The 20,527-nt window shown below is 44.1% G+C and carries 17 protein-coding genes; all 17 read left to right on the forward strand.

The annotated features are described in order from the left end of the window. The first annotated feature begins 7 nt into the window (after nt 1-7). The 17 genes from BCU34_RS00160 (at nt 8) to tldD (ending at nt 20,523) form a co-directional block, all read left to right on the forward strand. A complete protein-coding gene (locus tag BCU34_RS00160) occupies nt 8-1,231 on the forward strand; it encodes a type II secretion system F family protein (protein ID WP_048657953.1) in 1,224 nt (407 codons plus the stop codon). Nucleotides 1,232-1,234: 3 nt separating this feature from the next. Next, complete coding sequence (locus BCU34_RS00165; protein ID WP_102480901.1) at nt 1,235-1,690, forward strand: MSHA biogenesis protein MshF; 456 nt, start codon at nt 1,235-1,237, stop codon at nt 1,688-1,690. Nucleotides 1,691-1,769: 79 nt separating this feature from the next. After that, the gene (locus BCU34_RS00170; RefSeq protein ID WP_017062964.1) at nt 1,770-2,345 is read left to right on the forward strand and encodes a prepilin-type N-terminal cleavage/methylation domain-containing protein; all 576 of its coding nucleotides are present in this window, start codon (nt 1,770-1,772) and stop codon (nt 2,343-2,345) included. 35 nt (nt 2,346-2,380) lie between these two features. Continuing rightward, entirely contained in the window at nt 2,381-2,839 is a 459-nt protein-coding gene (locus tag BCU34_RS00175) for a prepilin-type N-terminal cleavage/methylation domain-containing protein (protein ID WP_102480900.1), read from the forward strand. A 146-nt stretch (nt 2,840-2,985) separates the two neighbouring features. Beyond that, nucleotides 2,986-3,477, forward strand: a complete 492-nt coding sequence (locus tag BCU34_RS00180; RefSeq protein WP_048662726.1) for a prepilin-type N-terminal cleavage/methylation domain-containing protein — start codon at nt 2,986-2,988, stop codon at nt 3,475-3,477. Continuing rightward, complete coding sequence (locus tag BCU34_RS00185) at nt 3,474-4,043, forward strand: prepilin-type N-terminal cleavage/methylation domain-containing protein (protein ID WP_048657959.1); 570 nt, start codon at nt 3,474-3,476, stop codon at nt 4,041-4,043. The genes BCU34_RS00180 and BCU34_RS00185 overlap by 4 nt, the downstream gene beginning before the upstream one ends. Beyond that, nucleotides 4,043-4,783: a prepilin-type N-terminal cleavage/methylation domain-containing protein gene (locus tag BCU34_RS00190; RefSeq protein ID WP_102480899.1), complete on the forward strand. Its 741-nt coding sequence runs from the start codon at nt 4,043-4,045 to the stop codon at nt 4,781-4,783. Before BCU34_RS00185 ends, BCU34_RS00190 begins: the two co-directional genes overlap by 1 nt. Then, nucleotides 4,773-5,201, forward strand: coding sequence for a hypothetical protein (locus BCU34_RS00195; RefSeq protein WP_060982980.1), 429 nt, complete (start codon nt 4,773-4,775; stop codon nt 5,199-5,201). The genes BCU34_RS00190 and BCU34_RS00195 overlap by 11 nt, the downstream gene beginning before the upstream one ends. 2 nt (nt 5,202-5,203) lie before the next feature. After that, nucleotides 5,204-9,514 carry a DUF6701 domain-containing protein gene (locus tag BCU34_RS00200; protein WP_241903388.1) on the forward strand — a complete coding sequence of 1,437 codons (4,311 nt, stop codon included), beginning with the start codon at nt 5,204-5,206 and terminating at the stop codon, nt 9,512-9,514. 150 nt (nt 9,515-9,664) lie between these two features. Next, entirely contained in the window at nt 9,665-10,708 is a 1,044-nt protein-coding gene (locus BCU34_RS00205) for a rod shape-determining protein (RefSeq protein WP_017062957.1), read from the forward strand. A 94-nt stretch (nt 10,709-10,802) separates the two neighbouring features. Beyond that, entirely contained in the window at nt 10,803-11,690 is an 888-nt protein-coding gene (mreC, locus tag BCU34_RS00210; RefSeq protein ID WP_048657962.1) for a rod shape-determining protein MreC, read from the forward strand. Then, entirely contained in the window at nt 11,680-12,168 is a 489-nt protein-coding gene (gene mreD, locus BCU34_RS00215; protein ID WP_004735926.1) for a rod shape-determining protein MreD, read from the forward strand. The genes mreC and mreD overlap by 11 nt, the downstream gene beginning before the upstream one ends. A gap of 7 nt (nt 12,169-12,175) precedes the next feature. Continuing rightward, nucleotides 12,176-12,799 carry a Maf family protein gene (locus BCU34_RS00220; protein ID WP_102480898.1) on the forward strand — a complete coding sequence of 208 codons (624 nt, stop codon included), beginning with the start codon at nt 12,176-12,178 and terminating at the stop codon, nt 12,797-12,799. 19 nt (nt 12,800-12,818) lie between these two features. Further along, nucleotides 12,819-14,288 carry a ribonuclease G gene (rng, locus tag BCU34_RS00225; protein WP_017061363.1) on the forward strand — a complete coding sequence of 490 codons (1,470 nt, stop codon included), beginning with the start codon at nt 12,819-12,821 and terminating at the stop codon, nt 14,286-14,288. A 10-nt stretch (nt 14,289-14,298) separates the two neighbouring features. Next, nucleotides 14,299-18,171 (forward strand): YhdP family protein, encoded by a 3,873-nt coding sequence (locus tag BCU34_RS00230; protein WP_102480897.1) that lies wholly within the window; start codon nt 14,299-14,301, stop codon nt 18,169-18,171. 74 nt (nt 18,172-18,245) lie between these two features. Beyond that, nucleotides 18,246-19,058 (forward strand): carbon-nitrogen hydrolase family protein, encoded by an 813-nt coding sequence (locus BCU34_RS00235; protein WP_102480896.1) that lies wholly within the window; start codon nt 18,246-18,248, stop codon nt 19,056-19,058. Between the two features lie 19 nt (nt 19,059-19,077). After that, nucleotides 19,078-20,523 (forward strand): metalloprotease TldD, encoded by a 1,446-nt coding sequence (gene tldD / locus BCU34_RS00240; protein WP_008220563.1) that lies wholly within the window; start codon nt 19,078-19,080, stop codon nt 20,521-20,523. Nucleotides 20,524-20,527: the final 4 nt, after the last annotated feature.

The raw sequence follows: 20,527 nt of genomic DNA on the forward strand, positions 1-20,527 counted from the left end.
GAGTGATATGCCAACGTATCGTTATGTAGGTCGCAGCTCTGATGGTAGCCAAGTGAGTGGTCAATTGGATGCGAATAACGAAGATCTCGCAGCTGAAAGCTTGATGAGCAAGGGGATCATTCCAACCTCTATCAAGCTAGGTAAAAGTGGCGGTTCAGTCTTAGATATGGATGTATCGAGCCTGTTCTCTCCGAGTGTACCATTAGAGGTGTTGGTTCTGTTTTGCCGACAGTTATACAGCTTAACCAAAGCGGGTGTACCACTTTTAAGGTCGATGAAAGGCCTTACTCAAAACTGTGAAAATAAGCAGTTGAAGGCTGCTCTCGAAGAAGTGGTTGCTGAGCTAACTAATGGCCGCGGATTAGCAGCATCGATGCAGATGCATCCCAAGGTATTTAGCCCATTGTTTGTGTCTATGATTGGGGTTGGTGAAAACACGGGTCGTTTAGATCAGGCTCTTCTGCAGTTGGCCGGGTACTATGAGCAGGAAGTTGAGACTCGCAAGCGAATCAAGACCGCGATGCGTTATCCAACGTTCGTGATTAGCTTTATTTTGATTGCGATGTTCATTCTTAACATCAAGGTGATTCCGCAGTTCTCTAGCATGTTTGCGCGCTTTGGTGTCGACCTGCCGCTACCGACTCGTATCTTGATTGGTATGTCGGAATTCTTTGTGAATTACTGGGGCTTAATGCTTGGCGTGATCTTTGGCCTTATTTTTGCGTTTAAAGCCTGGGTTAAAACAGACAAAGGCTTGGAGAAGTGGGATCGATTACGCTTAAAAATGCCGGTTATTGGCGGGGTAGTAAATAGAGCACTATTGTCACGCTTCTCACGTACGTTTGCTTTGATGCTAAAAGCGGGCGTGCCACTAAACCAATCGTTAGCTTTATCCGCTGAAGCTTTGGATAACCGTTTTCTAGAGTTGCGAGTTCAAGCCATGAAATCGGCTATTGAAGCGGGTAGTACGGTGTCATCTACTGCTATCAACAGCGAAATTTTCACACCGCTGGTGATACAAATGATTTCAGTTGGTGAAGAGACGGGTCGTATTGATGAGTTGCTGCTTGAAGTGGCTGATTTTTATGATCGCGAGGTCGATTACGATCTGAAAACTTTAACCGCCAGAATTGAGCCCATTTTGTTAACCATCGTTGCGGGCATGGTGCTGATTTTAGCACTAGGTATATTCTTGCCGATGTGGGGAATGTTGGATGCAATCAAAGGCTAGGGAATGCTAAATAACCTACAACGCTCACGTTTTGTTATTTGGACTGTGGTTATTCTTTTTCTTATTGTCGGTGTGCTTTCGGCATTTAAAACGGTAGAAGAAGAAGCGACTAATACGGCATTTATTGTGGCGAGCAAGCGGATTTTAGAACAAGCCAATTTGTTCAAACAGCAGTATTTGTTATCAGGCTCCGAGCAAAACAATGATCCGGAGCACCCCAAAAGTTATAGTCGAACAGGCTGGTTAAAACCGATTCAAGGTACGGAGCGAGACTGTAATTATTGGCTGGATCAATTGTATCCCCAAGGGAGCATTTTAGGGCTAAGATCTCCAAGTGTTGAAGATAAAAGTGATAACATACTGTTTCACTGCAGTTATCATTATACTGATAAGTATCAGTTAGATATATTGCTCGAAAAAGAAAGGTTTAGTGTGAAAGCCAATATTTTGGCTTTGTGAAAATATTGACAGTTTTTGTATGGTTTTATACGTGCGCGAATGTATAATGCGCGTTAATAATTAGATGAGTAGGTAGAAAATGCTTAAGAATCAAAAGGGTTTCTCCCTTGTCGAATTAGTGATAGTGATCGTGGTCGTTGGTTTATTGGCGGTTGCTGCATTACCTCGTTTTCTCGATGTAACTGATGAAGCCAAGAAATCAAGCATTGAAGGTGTCGCTGGTGGTTTTGCGACCGCTGTTTTGTCGGCAAGAGCACAGTGGGAAGCAGAAGCAAGACCGTCAGAGAAGATTGGTGTTGAGACATACAATACTGTAAATTATGATGGTGTTGATTTTTGGTTAACAAGATCAAAGAACAGTAGCAACGTCGATACTGACTTTCGAGATGGCTATCCGTGGACTCTGAACAATAATTCGAGCACCGCGCCACAAGATATTTCAGATGAAACATGTTCTGAACTGATGGAAAACTTGCTGCAAAATCCACCTAAAGTAGGTGCAGTGGCAGATGTCGCTAACGACTCAAATTACAAATATTCAGCGCAAGCGAATTCAGGTGATGCAACCTGTACTTACGTTCAATTAGAAGGTAGTACTGAGCACGAATTTGTTTACGAAATTAAAACTGGTCGTGTGACCGTAACTTTGCAGTAAGTCTGCGTAAAATTAAACATAGAGAGAGCTTAACTATGAAAAGACAAGGCGGTTTCACCCTAATCGAACTAGTGGTTGTAATTGTTATTCTAGGTATTCTTGCTGTAACTGCGGCACCACGTTTCCTAAACCTGCAAGATGATGCTCGTACGTCTTCTTTGGAAGGTTTAAAAGGTGCAATGGCTGGTGCGGCAGGTATTGTATATGGCAAAGCTGCAATTGATGGCTTAGAGGCTATTTCTTCAGGCCGAGCTGTCTCTGGCGCTAACGGAAATGATATTAATGTAGTGTTTGGTTACCCTGAAGCTACATCTGCTGGTATTGGCAATGCAGTATCAGGTTTAGCTGACGATTGGACGGTAATTTCGTCTGCAACTGGTGCTATTGCATACGGCTTTGATAACAACACTACTTGTTTTGTAACTTACGCGATCGATGCTACAGCAACAACAGCTCAAGAGCCGAGAATTACAGTTACTTCTTGTACTGATTGATTTGTAAATTTGAGAAAACAGAGGCCAGCTCTTGCTGGCCTTTTTTCTATCTACTACGCATAAATATCAAAACTATTCATATACATAAGATCGTCAGTTTCGTTATCTTGTATAATCAGTATTCGCTAGGCAGTTAGAGGCTCATTATGGATAACAGCCCCACACCCAACGGCTTTACTTTGGTAGAGCTGATCATCGTTATCATTATCCTCGGTATTATTTCAACTTTTGCCGCGAGTCGCTTCGTTGGTACTTCTAGCTATTCCACTTTTACTGCACAAGAACAAGCTATCTCCGTAATTCGCCAAATCCAAGTCAATCGAATGCAATCAAACGTTTCCGCTGCTAGTGACAGCTTTCGTCTTGCTATTAATAGTAATTGTTTAGGCTCTGTGGCCGCGTGTAACTTAAATCTTTCGAATAGCGATCAAAAAACACAGGCCGATGCACGTAGTGATTATGTGCGTGAATCAGATATTTCATTTTCTCCAGCGAATACTGTTATCGACTTTGATTTATTGGGAAATCCTTCAGTAAGCGCTGGAGTGAACATTACGATTAACTCCACCACTTCAAGTAATAGCGCCCAAGTTTGTATTAACTCTCAAGGTTATGTACGTGAGGGAGTGTGCCTATGATTCGTTCTCGTGGTTTTACTCTGATTGAAAGCATTGTTGTGATTATCGTTTTGGGTATTGCGATGGTCACGATTACCAGTTTTTTAGCACCACAAGTGGCAAGTTCAGCCGACCCACAGTATCAAAACCGTTCCGTGGCCTTAGGTCAGAGTTTGATGAACCAAATATTGGCACGTGGTTTTGATGAACACAGTGATTTTGATGGTGGTCTGGTGCGTTGTGGGGATGCAGGTGCGACTGCTTGTTCTGCGCCTAATGAACTTGGTATTGATGGCTTAGAGGCAACGCCCGCAGCTTTTAATGATGTCGATGACTATATCGGTTGTTGGTACACTGATACTACGGAGTCAGCGTGTGTCTCATCAACTAAGTATCCGCTCGCTAATATCCTTGATGAAAATATTGAAGACAGTTATGCCAATTTTCGTGTTGAGGTTTCCGTGTTTTATGATCAAAACATGGACGGTATTAACGATAACGTTATCGGCACGATGAAGCGTGTTGAGTTACAGATCTTTGGTGGCAACAACCGCTACAGCGTTATCGCTTACAAGGGGAACTACTGATGAAGCAACGTGGTTTTACCTTAATTGAGATGATTGTAACGATTGTCGTCGTAGGTGTGATTGGTTTAGCGATCGCAGGCTTTGTTGAATACGGCATGAAAGGTTATGTCGACACTATCGATAGACAAAAGGTGCAAGTGAAAGGGCAATTTGTTGTCGAGAAAATGTCGCGAGAGATAAGCCATGCGGTTCCTAACAGTTTTGATTCGAGCATTATGCCTGCTTCGGCTTTTGCTCAAAAATGTCTCACCTTTTACGCTATTAAGTACTCAGGCTTTTATCATCTTGATGAAGCAACAGACGAGCTGAATTTTATTATCGGCCAGGACTCCCCAATACTCGACGCAGACGACTTCCTAATTATTAACCCAACGAATTACTCTGACTTAGGAGCGGGCTCAACTAAACGGATTTCAGTCTCAGGTTTAATTTCCACGAATAATGTGTTTACCGCGACCTCTGTTAATCTTAGCAGTCAGTCTATTGCTCAACGCCATTATATTTACGATGAGAGTGCTTCGGTGAGTTACTGTTTGGTGAATGATACCGTTCAGAATCAAGGCTTAATTCAACGCAATGGAGTCACCGTTGCGGATAGTATTAATTATGCTGAAAGTAATTTTCGTTATGAAGAACCAAGCTTACAACGAGGTGGTGTGATTCACGTCGACCTTGTGCTTGAGCAAAACAGTGAAGTAAGTGTTTACCAACAAGATGTGCAGGTACTCAATGCGCCATAGAAAATCATCTCAACAAGGCAGTGTTTTGGTCGTCGCAGTATTTGTTATTGTGGTGATGGGCTTCCTTGCGACTTCTTTAGTACAAGTTCAGTGGTCAAATCACGATACATTGACGCGTAAACAGCTTGGAACGCAGGCTTGGCTATTAGCACATTCAGCGAATGAGTGGGCACTCACTCAAGTTTATCCATTAACGGTGTCGCCTGCGGTTTCAACGAGTGTGAGTACTGTGTGTAGCAACTTAAATGCCAATCAAGTGAGTAGTGGTATGTCGACTATCTGTAGTGTCGATCAATTAACTTGTCGACAAATCGGCGTTTTAGATGGCGTTGGCTTTTTCAAAATAGAATCAACAGCTATCTGTGGCTCAGGTATCAACCAAGTACAGCGTATCCAAGAAGTTTGGGTGAGGGAATGAGTATGAACTTGTTAAGGTATTTAGTTATCTTCGTTTGTTTGTTTTTTGTAGGAAATACTTACGCAAACCAATGTTCTAACTTGAAGGGAAATGAGGATTTTACCATTTCATTTCAGGTAGAAGGTGATGATGACTATCAAGATTTTTATTTAAAACAAGGTAGCCATGGGCATGTTATTTGGTATACAAACCATAAAAGGTGGCATCCATCATATATTTTCAATGAGCAAAATCTTATTGATGATCGTCTGTATGAAGTAACAATTACTAATGATGCCTCTAATGATGAAGTTAAATATTATCGACGAGATATTGATAGTGGATTAGGTGCTAACATTATTGAAACTAAATACGAATCTTTGAAAAATGGTAGCTTATCTCCGGTCTATGATGATGACGATATTACTAACGTCAGTTGTAGTGACGGCATATCCCCTCCGCAGCCACCTCCTGTGAACTTAAACCCTCAGTTTGAGTTCGGTACTCTAACTGATACAGAGTGTACTACGTCTCAAAATGGCCAACGTACTTGTACGATTATTTTTGATAACACTTATGATTCGGCTAAGCCAAAGCCATTAGTTTTCGTTATGCCTACTATCGATGCTGGTTTATCTAAGCTGTCTCTTAATCAAACTGAATTACCTTCAACAGCTTCCGTTACTGCTACTACAAGACTAACTGCCACCATTGTTCAAGAGGTTGCCCCTCATCGAAATGCAGCGAATCACGTTAATTTTGTAAATGATGCCCCAATGCATAATATTGATTACTTTGTTATTGAACCTGGAGTTATCACTCTAGGTAACAAGGCGAAGATAGTTGCAGGTTCGATTGAAACTAAGGTTGCCGCTTCATATATTCAAAGTGAACGAGGCAACAAAGTTACGATTAACTATCAGGATTATGGCTTACCTTCCAACTTCTCCAATACTCCGGGGGTTCTTGTTCAACCTCAAACCAAAAGAAACAGCTCTAAGTGGTTTACGGGTATGGCTAGAGAGGTCAAAAAAGATAGATTTTTCTTGTCACTAGAGAAGTCAGAGGTGACGAATAACAATCATCTTACTCAGAAGGAGACCGTGGGTTTCGTTGCTGGTGAGGGTAACGGGTTTATTCAAGGTGCACGTTTTTGGTTAGGAGATGGGCAGACTCTCAAAACGACCGAACTTAATGAGAAGGTCATCTCTCCTATTGAGCAGGGATGTTTAGAATATACCGATATCGCATTTTCGGGGTTTGATGCTCCACCGATTCTAGTTGCTAACAAGAACTCTCGTGACGGTAATAATGGCGGTTGGTTGCGTCGCTGTGATGTCACTAAAAACAAAGTCTACTTCGTAGTTGAAGAGGACATGGACAAAGATAAAGAGCGTGGTCACGTAAAAGAAGACGTTGGTTTCTTTATGTTTGACAGACCTAATGACATAGGAATTTGTGAAGGTTTTAATAATAAAAGTCCAGTACAAACATGGAAAGGCTCCAATGGGAGTTTGGAAATCAATGGTTCTCCCCAAATAGTAGGGGCGCTGAGAGATGGCGGGAATCGTTATGTAGGCTTTTTAAATTCGAATACCAATGATAGAACGGGTGTCGCTTGTGAAGGCCAGCAATGCTTCGGCTTAGATGATTTACTTATTGATAAAGAAGCATTAGAAGATGTACCAGATAATTTAGGCAACTCGTTAGATATCCCTTATACCCACAATGTCACTTCCTTACCTATCACTGTTGGTGGTGTGAAGATCTACGAATATGACAGCATCTCAATTGGTACTGGTGCTGTGGTCGAAATAGAGTCTGGTAAATATAAAATTGGCACACTTAATATCAATGGCACGGGGGAATTACGCGTCAAGAGTGGCGATACGGTGACCGTCTTTACTAAAAGCTTATCTGTAAACAACGGTAGCTATATCGGTGTTCCAATTGTTAATTGGATCGGGGATAAGCCCATTTTAGCTGGAGATACACACTTTAGGGTCAACGTATTACAAAGTGGTTCCAGTTTTGTTAGTTTAAATAGTAGTGGCTCTGCAAATAAAACCACGTTTGTAGGTCTGTTATATAGCGAACAGAATGTTGATATGAGCGGTACAGCAAGAGTGTATGGTGCTGTTTCTGCTAAATCAGTCAATATGTCATCAAGCTCTTTAATTCATGCTGAGACCAGCTGTATTGTACCCGCAGATGATTACGAGATAGATATTTCCCCGGCGACGGATCTAGCCTTGATGTGTGGTGACGATTCCCCTCAATTTACCATTAATACCTCTAATAATAGTGTGGCGGAAAGTCTAGGCGTTACCGTAGGTATTACGCCAGACGCTGATGAATTTGATGTTTTTGCACTACAAGGTTCAGGTTCTTACCCTAACTATGTTTCAAATGAGGATGGTGAATTAACTTTAAAAGTTGTCGCTAAAGATACTGCCAATATTGATTTTGATACAGGTTATAAGCTAACGGCGACATTAGTAGATGATTCTGGCAAAGAGGTAGAAAGTCAGTTCAAGTTCGTACCATTTAAATTCTCTTTAGTGGATGGCAGTACTCCAACAAATCGTCTTGACGTTATTGCGGGGCAGGCTACACAGACAGTAACTAAAGTTTTAGCGTGTGATTCTGGTGACTCAATTGTTGTTGCTGAAAACTATATAGGTGAAGCTGGTGATGAAGTTACTATTGCTCATGAGCTTGATAGTTCTTGGAGTGGCTCCGATGGTTCGCTGACTTACTTACCTGAGTTTAAAAAAGGTAGCGCCTCAACTGACTTAACTATCTCTGAGTCAGGGCTTTTTAATGTCACTTTAAAAGACAATAGTTTTGGTTGTACTGGTTTCGCCGGTTGCCCCGAAGACGGGAGTTACGATGTTGAAGGGAGCTTCTCTGTGTACTCTCGTCCGTGGAAGTTTGCAATTTGTACTAGTAAGAGTTCGGATGGAAACAGCAACGAGAAAGACTCTGACAGCTTTAGTAGTGCGGGAGAGTCATTCGATGTTTATGCTCGTCCAATAAAGCATACAAATTCATCTGCAGTTTGTACTAATGATAACTTGTTGACGAACAATTACTTTAAGTCGACAGCAAGCGTCGAAGTTACAACGACTTTAGATACACCTCTAATTACGGTTTATCCTGACGCTAAGTTAGGTGATTTGACCCCTGTAGCTCAGCTAACTAAACAAATTTCGTCGAATGACCAGGCGAATAAAGGTTATAAGTTCGGTAGTTTGAAGTACTCAGAAGCGGGTAGCTTTAACTTCATAGCAACGGAAACTGGGAGTTTCTACGGTTCAATTTTAGGTGGCTTATCTGGCAGCAAATCGATAGGTCGCTTTTATCCTAAATTCTTTGTTCAAGGTACTCCGGAATGGATTGTTGCGGACCAAAAGAATATTGCGTACCTAAGTCAACCTTATGACTCTACAGTTCACCAAGTATATCCAATGGCATCAGGTGAGAGTGATACGGATAATGCACTCAATAATTACCGATTTTTCAGTTCAGACCTGCAAGCTAGTTTTGGTATTCTGGATGACACAAGTATAGATAATGATTTCTTACTAGATACTGATGCTGGGTCTTGGTCTACAGAACGCAAGCACTGGTTGTTGAGTGATAGTGCCGCTGTTCTTGAGCGAGTTACGGATTCTGATGGGATTAGCCGCAAGGATAATCCCTTTAATACATCGGATACTAACTCTACCGTTACTCATTTCGGTTTAACGGTAGACGGTGCTGATCCTGTGTCATTTACGGACTCTGACCCTGTTACTGATTCGGCAGTATTCCCAGTCCAACCTCCGGCCCGTTATGGCCGAATAGTACTCGATGATATTGGTGGCAACTCAGGTACTACTCTAACGATTCCACTGCGAGCTGAGTTCTGGGATGGCAGCGAGTTTATTGTTAACGAGGATGATGACCGCAGTACCTTCAATGGGGCTAATACTTGTAAACAAGTTATTTGGCACAGTGAAGGGGCGGCAACCACTTTAGCTTTACTTAACGGTAGTGGAAATGTGGATGAGGGAGAGGAAGAGGTCACAGCAAATCAAAATACGCCAGCAGGTACAGATTCGCCACGTGAACAGGTTCGTTTGTGGCTAAGAATGGATGACTCGGAGCCAAGCAAGAAGACTGGCGAAAATGACATCTCATGTTCTGGTAGTGATCAAGACCAGCCATGGCTCCGTTACAACTGGCGACAATTGGGGGACGAAGATCCCTCCACCGTCGTCACATTTGGCATCTATCGTGGTAACGATCGTGTGATCTACCGAGGTGAAAGTGGCTTAACAGGTCAGTAATAATATAATTTTTGCCCCTTAAGTTAGGAATCTGTAAGAAATTGCGGGTTTCAGTCCATGTTTGTACTTCAATGCCTTGCCGTAACAGCAAGGCATTGGTACATTTAGTGCAATTTTTGTCTTCTAATTCTTGCAGGATGAGCGAAGAATATGTTTAAAAAACTTCGTGGCATGTTTTCAAACGACCTATCGATTGATTTAGGTACAGCCAATACCCTTATTTATGTAAAAGGCCAAGGCATTGTTCTTGATGAGCCTTCAGTTGTAGCTATTCGCCAAGATCGTGCGGGTTCTGCAAAGAGTGTCGCTGCTGTTGGTCACGCTGCTAAGCAAATGCTTGGTCGTACGCCTGGTAACATCTCAGCGATCCGTCCAATGAAAGACGGTGTAATTGCCGACTTTTACGTAACGGAAAAAATGCTTCAGCACTTCATTAAACAAGTGCATGACAACAGTGTGCTTAAACCAAGCCCTCGCGTTTTGGTTTGTGTTCCTTGTGGTTCTACGCAAGTAGAGCGTCGTGCTATTCGTGAATCAGCATTAGGTGCTGGTGCTCGTGAGGTTTACCTAATCGATGAGCCAATGGCTGCAGCGATTGGTGCTGGCCTACGTGTCTCTGAACCAACAGGTTCAATGGTTGTTGATATCGGTGGTGGTACTACTGAAGTTGCGGTTATCTCACTGAATGGTGTGGTTTACTCGTCTTCTGTACGTATCGGCGGTGACCGTTTTGATGAAGCGATCATCAACTACGTTCGTCGTAACTACGGCAGCTTGATCGGTGAAGCGACGGCAGAGAAGATCAAACACGAAATCGGTTCAGCTTACCCTGGCGATGAAGTAGAAGAGATCGAAGTACGTGGTCGTAACCTTGCTGAAGGTGTGCCTCGTAGCTTTAGCTTAAACTCAAACGAAATCCTTGAAGCACTTCAAGAGCCTCTATCTGGCATCGTATCTGCAGTAATGGTTGCACTAGAGCAGTGTCCGCCAGAGCTAGCTTCTGATATCTCAGAAAACGGTATGGTACTAACAGGTGGTGGTGCACTGCTTAAAGACCTTGATCGTCTGTTAACAGAAGAAACAGGCATCCCTGTTGTTGTTGCAGAAGAGCCATTAACGTGTGTTGCTCTAGGTGGCGGTAAAGCTCTAGAGATGATCGACATGCACGGCGGCGATCTGTTCAGCGAAGAATAATATCTAGTGTTAGGCTCTTTTATTATCTAGTTTTATGTAAAGAGCCTAGGACCTTGTCTATAGGATCAAATGTAGCTCTAGGACCAAATATAGAATGAAGCCAATTTTTGGTAGAGGTCCCTCTCTACAATTGCGCCTGTTTTTTGCTGTAATTTTATCAGCCAGCCTTATGCTGGCTGATAGTCGTTTAGATGCTTTCTCAAATGTCCGCTATCTATTGAACAGCATGGTTGCGCCTATCCAGTATGCAGCCAACTTGCCTCGCACTATGTTCGATGGTGTTTATGACCGTTTTAGCACTCGCAAAGGGTTAATTGAATCCAACCATAATATTAAACGAGAAGTTTTGCGTCTTAAGAGCGAGTTGATTCTGCTTGAGCAATATCAAGAGGAAAACAAACGCCTACGTAAGCTGTTAGGATCTCCGTTTATCCGTGATGAGAAGAAAGTCGTCACAGAAGTTATGGCGGTAGACACTTCACCATATCGTCATCAAGTCGTGATCGATAAAGGTCAGATTGATGGGGTGTACGAAGGTCAACCGGTGATCAACGAGAAAGGTATTGTGGGTCAAGTGACCTTTGTTGCTGCTCATAATAGCCGTGTCCTTCTACTCACTGATGCAAACAATGCGATTCCCGTGCAGGTTATTCGTAATGACATCCGTGTGATTGCTTCGGGGAATGGCATGATTGACGAGATCCAGCTAGAGCACATTCCAACCAGTACTGATATACAGGAAGAAGATCTGTTGGTGACATCGGGTCTTGGTGGGGTGTATCCAGAAGGTTACCCAGTCGCCTATGTTACTGCCGTTGATTACGACCCGAAACGAGAATTCGCCGTTATCAAAGCAGAGCCTGTGGTTGAGTTCGACAAGCTCAGATACTTGCTGCTTGTATGGCCTGATGAAAATAAACAGATGCAAGCGGATCAATCCAGCATAGAACAAGCATTGTTAGAGGATGAAGATGGCCAATAGCGTTTTAAGAAGCAAGGTCGTAATTGGCTGCTCATTTTTAGTAGCCCTTATTCTGCAAACGATCCCTTGGCCTGGTAGCTTAGATCTATTTAGACCATCTTGGTTGCTGCTGGTTACGTGTTACTGGGTTTTGGCTCTGCCACATCGTGTTAACGTAGGTAGTGCTTTGATTCTAGGCTTATTGTGGGACCTTTTGATCGGTTCTACTCTGGGTATTCGAGGTATGATGATGGCAATAGTGATGTACATTATTGCCATGAACTTCCTCGTTATTCGTAACATGGCGCTATGGCAGCAAGCGATGATCATTGCTGCGTTAACGGTGTTGTTTGAGGTATTGATCTTCTTTGGTGAATATTTGATCCAAGATGTCGTTTTCAACCCATTATCGCTATGGAGCGCATTGATAAACTGTATACTTTGGCCTTGGATGTTTTTATTAATGAGACGCGTGCGTCGCCATTGGCATGTGAGGTAGCGTGACAATGCAAAAGAAACATTTAGTTTTGGCATCCGGTTCACCACGCCGCAAAGAATTACTATCGCAACTCGGTTATGAGTTCTCTGTCCTTGTAACCGATGTTGAAGAGTGTAAACACGCTCAAGAAACCGCCGAAGAGTATGTTAAGCGACTATCTTTAGATAAAGCCTTAGCGGCATTGTCTTTATTAAAAGATAACCCTTCTGAAAGGCAGCATGTCGTTCCTAGTTCTGATACTGTAGATAATGGCTCTGATATAGTCGTTCTTGGTTCTGATACCGTCGTTGTTAGTCAAGGGCAAGTACTTGAGAAGCCATGCGATTTTGCTGACTCTAAGCGTATGCTTACTCAGTTAGCGAATGAACGTCACCAAGTGATGACGGCGGTTTCTGTGGTTTCAGAAGAAAAACAAAGAACAGAAATCATTATTACCGACGTATGGTTTAAACCCCTCAGTGAAAAAGAAATAGAACAATACTGGCAAACAGGGGAGCCATGCGATAAAGCCGGTAGCTATGGGATCCAAGGTTTGGGCGGACGCTTTGTTACCCGAATTGAAGGTAGTTATTACGCCGTTGTCGGCTTACCTTTATTTGAAACGGACCAGCTACTGCAAGAATTCTTATAATTACTAATCTGAGGTGCCCATGAGTGCTGAATTGTTGCTGAACGTGACCCCGAGTGAAACTCGTGTGGCCATGATTGAAGGGGGGGCTCTTCAAGAGATCCATGTCGAACGAGATGCTCGACGCGGTATCGTAGGAAATATCTATAAAGGACGTGTAAGCCGTGTTCTTCCGGGAATGCAGGCGGCTTTTGTGGATATAGGCCTTGAGAAAGCAGCTTTTTTACACGCCTCTGATATTGTTCCGCACACTGAATGTGTGGCTGAAAATGAAAAGAAGCAGTTTCAAGTTCGTGACATTTCAGAGCTTGTTCGTCAAGGGCAAGACATTGTGGTGCAAGTGGTCAAAGACCCTCTTGGAACTAAAGGTGCTCGCCTAACCACGGATATCACTCTACCGTCTCGTTATCTGGTATTTATGCCGGGCGCAAGTCATGTTGGCGTTTCCCAACGAATCGACAGCGAGTCTGAGCGTAACCGTCTTAAAAAAGTCGTGTCTCGTTACTGTGACGAACACGGTGGCTTCATCATCCGCACTGCGGCTGAAGGCGCTGACTCGAATGAACTTGCACAAGATGCCGCTTTCTTGAAGCGACTTTGGCTAAAGGTTCTTGAGCGTCGTGGTAAACACAAAGCGCGCACTCGCTTGTATGGTGAACTTTGCCTAAGCCAACGTATCTTGCGTGATTTTGTCGGTACTGAGCTGAGTAAGATTCAGGTCGATTCTCGTCTAGAGTATGAAAACCTAAAAGAGTTTACCTCTGAATACGTGCCAGAGCTGACAGACAAGCTTGAGCTGTATGAAGGTGATAAACCTATCTTTGATATGTACGATACCGAGAACGAAATTCAGCGTTCATTGGATCGTAAAGTCGAATTAAAGTCTGGTGGATATTTGATTATTGACCAAACTGAAGCGATGACCACGGTTGATATCAACACTGGCGCGTTTGTTGGTCGCCGTAATCTAGAAGAGACGATTTTCAACACCAACGTAGAAGCGACTCAAGCGATTGCTCGCCAGCTACGTCTGCGTAACCTAGGTGGCATCATCATTATCGACTTTATTGATATGTTGTCAGAGGAACATCGTAAGCGAGTGCTCACTTCTTTAGAGGCTGCGCTAGATAAAGACCGTGTGAAAACCAATATTAATGGCTTCACGCAGCTTGGTTTGGTTGAGATGACTCGTAAACGTACTCGTGAAAGTATTGAGCATATCCTGTGTTCGAGCTGTCCTGCTTGTGAAGGTCGCGGCAGTGTGAAGACCGTTGAAACCGTTTGTTATGAAATTCTTCGAGAGATCACGCGAGTGAATCGTGCATATGACGCCGATAAATTTGTGGTTTATGCGGCAGCTGCCGTAGCTGAGGCGTTAGAGGGCGATGAATCTCATGCGCTTGCTGAGCTTGAAGTCTTTATTGGTAAGCAAGTTAAAATCCAGGCTGAGCCTCTGTACATACAAGAGCAGTTTGATGTTGTTATGATGTAATGGAAATTTTGTGAGCTCAAGCGTTACTCTGATTCTACGTGCATGTTTATGGTTAGTGGTTACTCTCTTAGTAACGCTAGCCATTGCCGTAACTACACTGCGTGTAGCCTTACCCAATTTAAATAAGTATCAATCTGAAATTGAGCTTTGGGTAAACCAACATTCCGGTTTTGATTTTTCAATTCAAGACGTGGGCGGTTTTTGGCGTAACACTCACCCTTCTATTGCTCTGCAAGGCGTTAAAGCCAGCCTTCCTAATGCAGAAGATGTGACCTTTTCTGTCGAGCGTGTTGAAGTCGAGTTTGACTTGATTCAATCGCTTGTTCAAATGCGTCCGGTTGTGGCCGATTTGGTCATGAATCAAATGTATCTTGATATCCGTTCTATTGATCTGTTTGCCGGGCAAAATGGCAAAGACGAACCTAAAGATCCCGGTTCTTCCAAGCGAGTGGTACAAGAGCTCGATAATTTACTGCTGAAAACTTTGGTGGATGTGACCGCTAAAGACTCCTCTCTTTTGTATCGCACTATCTCTGATGAAGAACGTCAGCTTGATATCGAAACTCTGAAATGGCAAAACTCTGGTAAGCATCACCTTGCGGAAGGTGTGGTAAGTATCAAAGATGCCAATCTAAACTCTTTGTCAGTGAGTGCTAACTTTGTTGATGGCGGCTCGTTAACGGATATGACGGGCGAGTTTTATGTCAGTGCAGACAGCATTTCGGTTAAGCCTTGGTTAACTCGTTATATGCAGGCGGAATCCGGCATTGAGACGGGCACTGTGAGCTTGAATAGCTGGCTAACACTGCGTAATAGCAAACCTGTGAGCGCTTATGTTGAAGTTCTGCCTTCAGAGTTGACTTGGAAGGAAGATGGTAAGCATGACCTGATGCTTGAGTCAGGTATCTTTAAGTTGTCTCCGATTGATGATGGTTGGCAGGTAAATGGTCACTCACTAAACCTTAGAACGGATGATACACCTTGGCCTGAGCTCGACGTTGCGTTCAAGTGGAACCAAGGTCCTTGGGAGCTCAATGTCTCTGAATTAAACATTGAGACAATTACGCCGTTGATTAAGCTGATGCCTGACTCTGAACAATCAACCAAAATGATCAACGTATTGGCGCCGGGCGGTACTGTTTCTGATATCCGTGTCTCAATGGATTCGGGAATCGATAGCCTACGCTACTCTGCCAGCTTTTCTGATCTTGCGATTGAGCAATGGGATTTAGTTCCAGGTTTTAGCCAAGTGTTAGGCAGTGTGTTTGGTTCGGCTTCGGAAGCCAAAGCTAGTCTGCATGTGATTGATGATGTGTTCCCATATGGTGATGTTTTCCAAGCCCCTTTGAACATCAAGCAAGGTCAGGTTGATATTGTTTGGCAGCAGGATGAAAACGGCTGGAAACTGTGGTCGGATAAAATCACGGCGGCCACACCAGACTTACAAGTACTAGGCGCATTTCGCTTAGACTTTCCAAAGGATGCGAGCCCATTCTTATCCTTCTATGGCGAAGCGGACGCTTACAATGTAGGTGAAACATGGCGTTACCTGCCGACACTGGCACTTGGACAAGACCTGACCGATTACCTTTCAACTGCGATTCAAGCCGGTAAGGCTGATACCGTAAAGCTATTGTGGCATGGTGATTTATCTCATTATCCCTACACTAATCATGATGGTATTTTCCAAGTTTGGGTCGGATTAGAAGATGCTAAATTCAGCTTTGATACAGCATGGCCATTGATTACCGACCTTCAGCTCGATCTGCTATTTGAAAATGATGCAATGCATCTAGATTCTCGTTCAGCACAGCTGATGGATGTGACAGCTGATCGCATCACTGGACGTATTCCTTATCTAGGGGAAGGCGGTCATATTGAGATTGAAGCCAAGGCAACGGCGTCTGGCAATGCGGTGCGTGATTACATGACGGCTTCGCCACTGGTTGACTCAGTAGGGGCCGCGTTAACCGCACTTCAAGTGAGTGGTGATGTCTCTTCCGAGTTCCAGCTCAATATTCCGTTTGATTCTGAAAGAGAAGCAAGAGCATGGGGTTATGCTGACCTTAGTGGTAACCATGTTGAGATTGAAGCGCCGCCAATGGTGCTTGAGAACACCACGGGCCGTATCGAGTTTGATAATGACGTAGTGACAACAAATGGCCTCGCCGCTGATTTGCTTAAGCAAGGGATATCGCTTGATTTTAAAGGTCAGAATGATGGCCCTGGCTACGCAGTTGATATCGATGTGTTAGGCGATTGGGATGTTAAACCTTTAGAACCTTACATTGGTGAACAATGGCTAAGTCGCTTATCTGGTCATGCGCAGTGGCAAAGTCAGATTGATATCCAACTGAATGACATCGGTTTTACCTACCAATTGGATTTGCAGTCTGATTTAAAATATCTCGCGAGCGATTACCCATATCCATTGGCCAAAAAGTCATTGGAAAGTGGCTCTGCAAGGCTACAAGCATCGGGTAACCAAGAGTCGATTACTGCGCGTTTGCAACTGCCGAATACTAAGTACCAAGCTGAAATCGATATTACAGGTGATGTGCCTGAGTTAACGGCGACTAACTTAGTTCTGGGTCGTGGTGGCTATAAAATTAGCCCTGTTGTGGGTCATCATGCACTGATTCGTACTGACAAGTTTAATGCGGATGATTGGTTATCTGTCGTGATGGAACCTGTACAGCCGTCAACCGCTGTGCTGAGTCAAATGAACACGCCAACCATTCCTGCGCCAAGTCGTGTGACCTTCGAAAGTAAAGAGCTGATTCTAGGTGGTATCTCTTGGAATGACGTTGATTTTAGTGCTCGTAAGAACAAGCAAGCTTGGCAAATGGAAGTGTCTAGCCAAGAGTTAGAAGGCGATATTAATTACCTGCCACCTTACGATTTGACCGTTTCACTGGATCGTCTACATCTGTTCGTTCCTGAGTGGAGCGACAAGAAAAATCAAGAACAACTGCTGCAACGCAAAGCACAAGAAGCGCCATTGATCTCTGAGCTAGATAGGAAGATCCACGATGTGATGCCGAACCTGAAGCTGACCCTGAACGATTTTTGGCTGCAAGGCTATAAGGTTGGCAAGGTCGATGTTGAGATGGCTAGACAAGATAATCGCATTGATTGGAAGAAGATTCAGGTTCGAAGCGGCGGCAATAAAGCGGATGTCAGTGGCTGGTGGGAACTGGACGGTGACAAGAGTCATTCCGCGCTAACGGTTGATGTTGAGGGTGAAAACAACAGTGAGTTGATGGAACGCTTTGGTATCACTTCAGGAATTCAAAAAGCACCATTTGCGTTAGAAGCTCAACTTGGTTGGGATGGTTCGCCTTGGGGCATTAAGATGGACACCCTTGATGGCAACGTGAAAACCAAGTTTGGTAAAGGCATTATCTCAGATGTGAGCGGCGCGGCTCGTCTACTTGGTCTGTTTAGCCTAGATTCGATCATCCGTAAGATGCAGCTCGATTTCTCAGATGTGTTTGATAAAGGCATGGCATTCAACAGCATCACAGGTACGGGCGAGATCCAAAACGGTATCTTCCTGACTAATGACTTGAATATGGATGCGGTGGCGGGTGAGATGAAGATCAAAGGCATCGCCAACCTAAATACGCGTCAGGTTGATGCAGAAGTGAACTTTACTCCAGATATCACTTCTGGAATTCCGGTATTAACGGCGTTTGCGGTAACCCCTCAAACGGCGCTGTACGTATTGGCGGTGACCACGGTTATTTCGCCGGTTGTTGAAGTCTTTACCCAAGTTAATTATTCGGTGAAAGGGCCATTGGATTCACCAACGGTGAGCGAGCTTTCTCGTAGCTCCGGTGAGTTCCAGCTACCAGAGAAACTCAGAAAGTTAGCCGAATAGGCCTTATATCCTAGTCAGCGAATATACGGTGAAATGCTGATTTCTGAATCATAATGAATGGAGGAGCGATACACATGGATTGTGTTGGGTTGATTCAAATGACATCTGGCCCTAGCCCTGAATTGAACTTTGAGTACCTTGTTCAAGAGGTAGCAAAGTGCAAAGAGTTAGGGGCGAAGTGGGTTGTGTGCCCTGAAAACGCGTTAGTCTTTGGCAGTAAAGCTGACTATCACCAGTATGCAGAGCCTCTAAATGATGGCCCACTGCAAAAGAAAATCTCTGAGCTAGCAAAGCTTCACCGAATTTGGATCGTTATTGGTAGTATGCCGATAAGCACAGCTAAAGGCGTGACTACCACAACCTTGGTGATTGACGATTTTGGCAGTTTAGTGGCTCATTACGACAAGCTACACATGTTTGACGTAGATGTCGCCGATGCCCATAAGTGCTATCGAGAGTCGGATATTTTCACACCGGGTGACCAAGTTGTGACAGCGGAAACGCCTTTTGGTCGCTTAGGTTTGAGTATTTGTTATGATGTGCGCTTTCCACACTTATATTCCGAGTTACGGAAACAAGGTGCGCAAATCATGGTTGTTCCGGCAGCATTTACTGCAGTAACCGGACAGGCGCATTGGGAAGCACTATTAAGATGCCGTGCGATCGAAACACAATCGTGGATCGTTGCGGTAGGACAAGGCGGCAAACATCCTTGTCAAAGAGAAACATGGGGACACTCTATGGTGGTTGATCCCTGGGGAAGAGTGGTCGCACAGTTAGACCAAGATCCTAAAAGTATGGTGGTTGAGATAGATACGTCCAGTTGCGAATCAATCAGGCAAAATATGCCCATCGCGCAACACTCTCGATTTACCAATCAATTTTAATTACAAACAAGAGCCATCTATGAGCATTAATCAAATTGAAGAAGCGCTACTGAACCCAACAGGGCTTACGGAGCAAAATATCGCAGATACATTGGCGAGCATTGCTACCCGCCAAATTGATTATGCTGATATCTACTTTCAGTCTAGCTGGCACGAATCTTTGGTGCTAGAAGATAGTATTATTAAAGACGGCTCTTTCAATATCGATTGCGGTGTTGGTGTTCGTGCGGTATCTGGCGAAAAGACCGGTTTTGCTTACTCTGACCAAATCCAATTGGATGGTCTTAAACAGAGCGCAATTGCGGCTCGTGGTATCGCGAAGCAAGGTCAAAACGGCAAGGTTCAAGCGTTTAAACGCAACTCTAACCAAACTTACTATGATGCAGTTAACCCGCTAGCGAGCTGGGAAAAACAGCAGAAAACGGAACTACTGAAATCATTGGATGCTTACATTCGTACGAAAGAGCCTATGGTGACTGAGGTATCTGTGAGCCTAAGCGGTGTGCATGAGCAGATGCTGGTTGCTGCGACTGATGGAACTTACGCTGGCGATATTCGTCCGCTGGTTCGTCTATCAATCAGTGTACTTGCTCAGAAAGGCGATCGCCGTGAACGTGGTAGTGCTGGTGGCGGTGGTCGTTTTGGTTACGACTTTTTCCTAAGCGATGACAAAGGCACTCAGGTTGCTTACCAATTTGCGGATGAAGCGATTCGCCAAGCGCTTGTTAACCTTGAAGCAGTTGCTGCGCCTGCTGGTGCAATGCCTGTGGTTCTTGGTTCTGGTTGGCCGGGCGTTCTTCTACACGAAGCCGTAGGCCACGGTTTAGAAGGCGACTTTAACCGTAAAGAGTCTTCAGTATTCTCGGGTAAAGTTGGCGAGCAAGTCACTTCAAGCCTATGTACGATTGTCGATGACGGTACATTGACTGATCTTCGTGGTTCATTGAACGTCGATGATGAAGGTGTCAATGGTCAGTACAATACGTTAATCGAAAACGGCATCTTAAAAGGTTACATGCAAGATAAGCTGAACGCTCGCCTAATGGGTGTAGCACCGACAGGTAATGGTCGTCGTGAGTCTTACGCGCATCTTCCAATGCCACGTATGACGAATACATACATGCTACCGGGCGAACACACGCCGGAAGAGATCATCGCAACGGTTGAGAAGGGTATCTATGCACCGAACTTCGGTGGCGGTCAGGTGGATATTACATCAGGTAAGTTTGTATTCTCAGCTTCTGAAGCGTACATGATTGAAAACGGCAAGATCACTCACCCAGTGAAAGGCGCGACGCTAATCGGTTCTGGTATTGAAGCAATGCAGCAGGTGTCTATGGTCGGTAACGACCTAAGTATCGACCGTGGTGTCGGGGTGTGTGGTAAGGCTGGTCAAAGTGTACCAGTGGGTGTTGGTCAACCAACATTGAAGCTAGACTCGCTAACTGTTGGTGGTACTGAGTAACTCA

It is taken from the genome of Vibrio sp. 10N.286.45.E10, assembly GCF_002874195.2.
GTDB classification, from domain to species: domain Bacteria; phylum Pseudomonadota; class Gammaproteobacteria; order Enterobacterales; family Vibrionaceae; genus Vibrio; species Vibrio crassostreae.

Bases quoted from the DNA above. Each gene is read 5' to 3' on its own strand.
- BCU34_RS00160 (WP_048657953.1), top strand. From the start codon at position 8: ATGCCAACGTATCGTTATGTAGGTCGCAGCTCTGATGGTAGCCAAGTG.
- BCU34_RS00200 (WP_241903388.1), top strand. From the start codon at position 5,204: ATGAACTTGTTAAGGTATTTAGTTATCTTCGTTTGTTTGTTTTTTGTA.
- mreC (WP_048657962.1), top strand. From the start codon at position 10,803: ATGAAGCCAATTTTTGGTAGAGGTCCCTCTCTACAATTGCGCCTGTTT.
- BCU34_RS00205 (WP_017062957.1), top strand. From the start codon at position 9,665: ATGTTTAAAAAACTTCGTGGCATGTTTTCAAACGACCTATCGATTGAT.
- tldD (WP_008220563.1), top strand. From the start codon at position 19,078: ATGAGCATTAATCAAATTGAAGAAGCGCTACTGAACCCAACAGGGCTT.
- BCU34_RS00165 (WP_102480901.1), top strand. From the start codon at position 1,235: ATGCTAAATAACCTACAACGCTCACGTTTTGTTATTTGGACTGTGGTT.
- BCU34_RS00195 (WP_060982980.1), top strand. From the start codon at position 4,773: ATGCGCCATAGAAAATCATCTCAACAAGGCAGTGTTTTGGTCGTCGCA.
- BCU34_RS00220 (WP_102480898.1), top strand. From the start codon at position 12,176: ATGCAAAAGAAACATTTAGTTTTGGCATCCGGTTCACCACGCCGCAAA.
- BCU34_RS00175 (WP_102480900.1), top strand. From the start codon at position 2,381: ATGAAAAGACAAGGCGGTTTCACCCTAATCGAACTAGTGGTTGTAATT.
- BCU34_RS00170 (WP_017062964.1), top strand. From the start codon at position 1,770: ATGCTTAAGAATCAAAAGGGTTTCTCCCTTGTCGAATTAGTGATAGTG.
- mreD (WP_004735926.1), top strand. From the start codon at position 11,680: ATGGCCAATAGCGTTTTAAGAAGCAAGGTCGTAATTGGCTGCTCATTT.
- BCU34_RS00180 (WP_048662726.1), top strand. From the start codon at position 2,986: ATGGATAACAGCCCCACACCCAACGGCTTTACTTTGGTAGAGCTGATC.
- rng (WP_017061363.1), top strand. From the start codon at position 12,819: ATGAGTGCTGAATTGTTGCTGAACGTGACCCCGAGTGAAACTCGTGTG.
- BCU34_RS00185 (WP_048657959.1), top strand. From the start codon at position 3,474: ATGATTCGTTCTCGTGGTTTTACTCTGATTGAAAGCATTGTTGTGATT.
- BCU34_RS00235 (WP_102480896.1), top strand. From the start codon at position 18,246: ATGGATTGTGTTGGGTTGATTCAAATGACATCTGGCCCTAGCCCTGAA.
- BCU34_RS00190 (WP_102480899.1), top strand. From the start codon at position 4,043: ATGAAGCAACGTGGTTTTACCTTAATTGAGATGATTGTAACGATTGTC.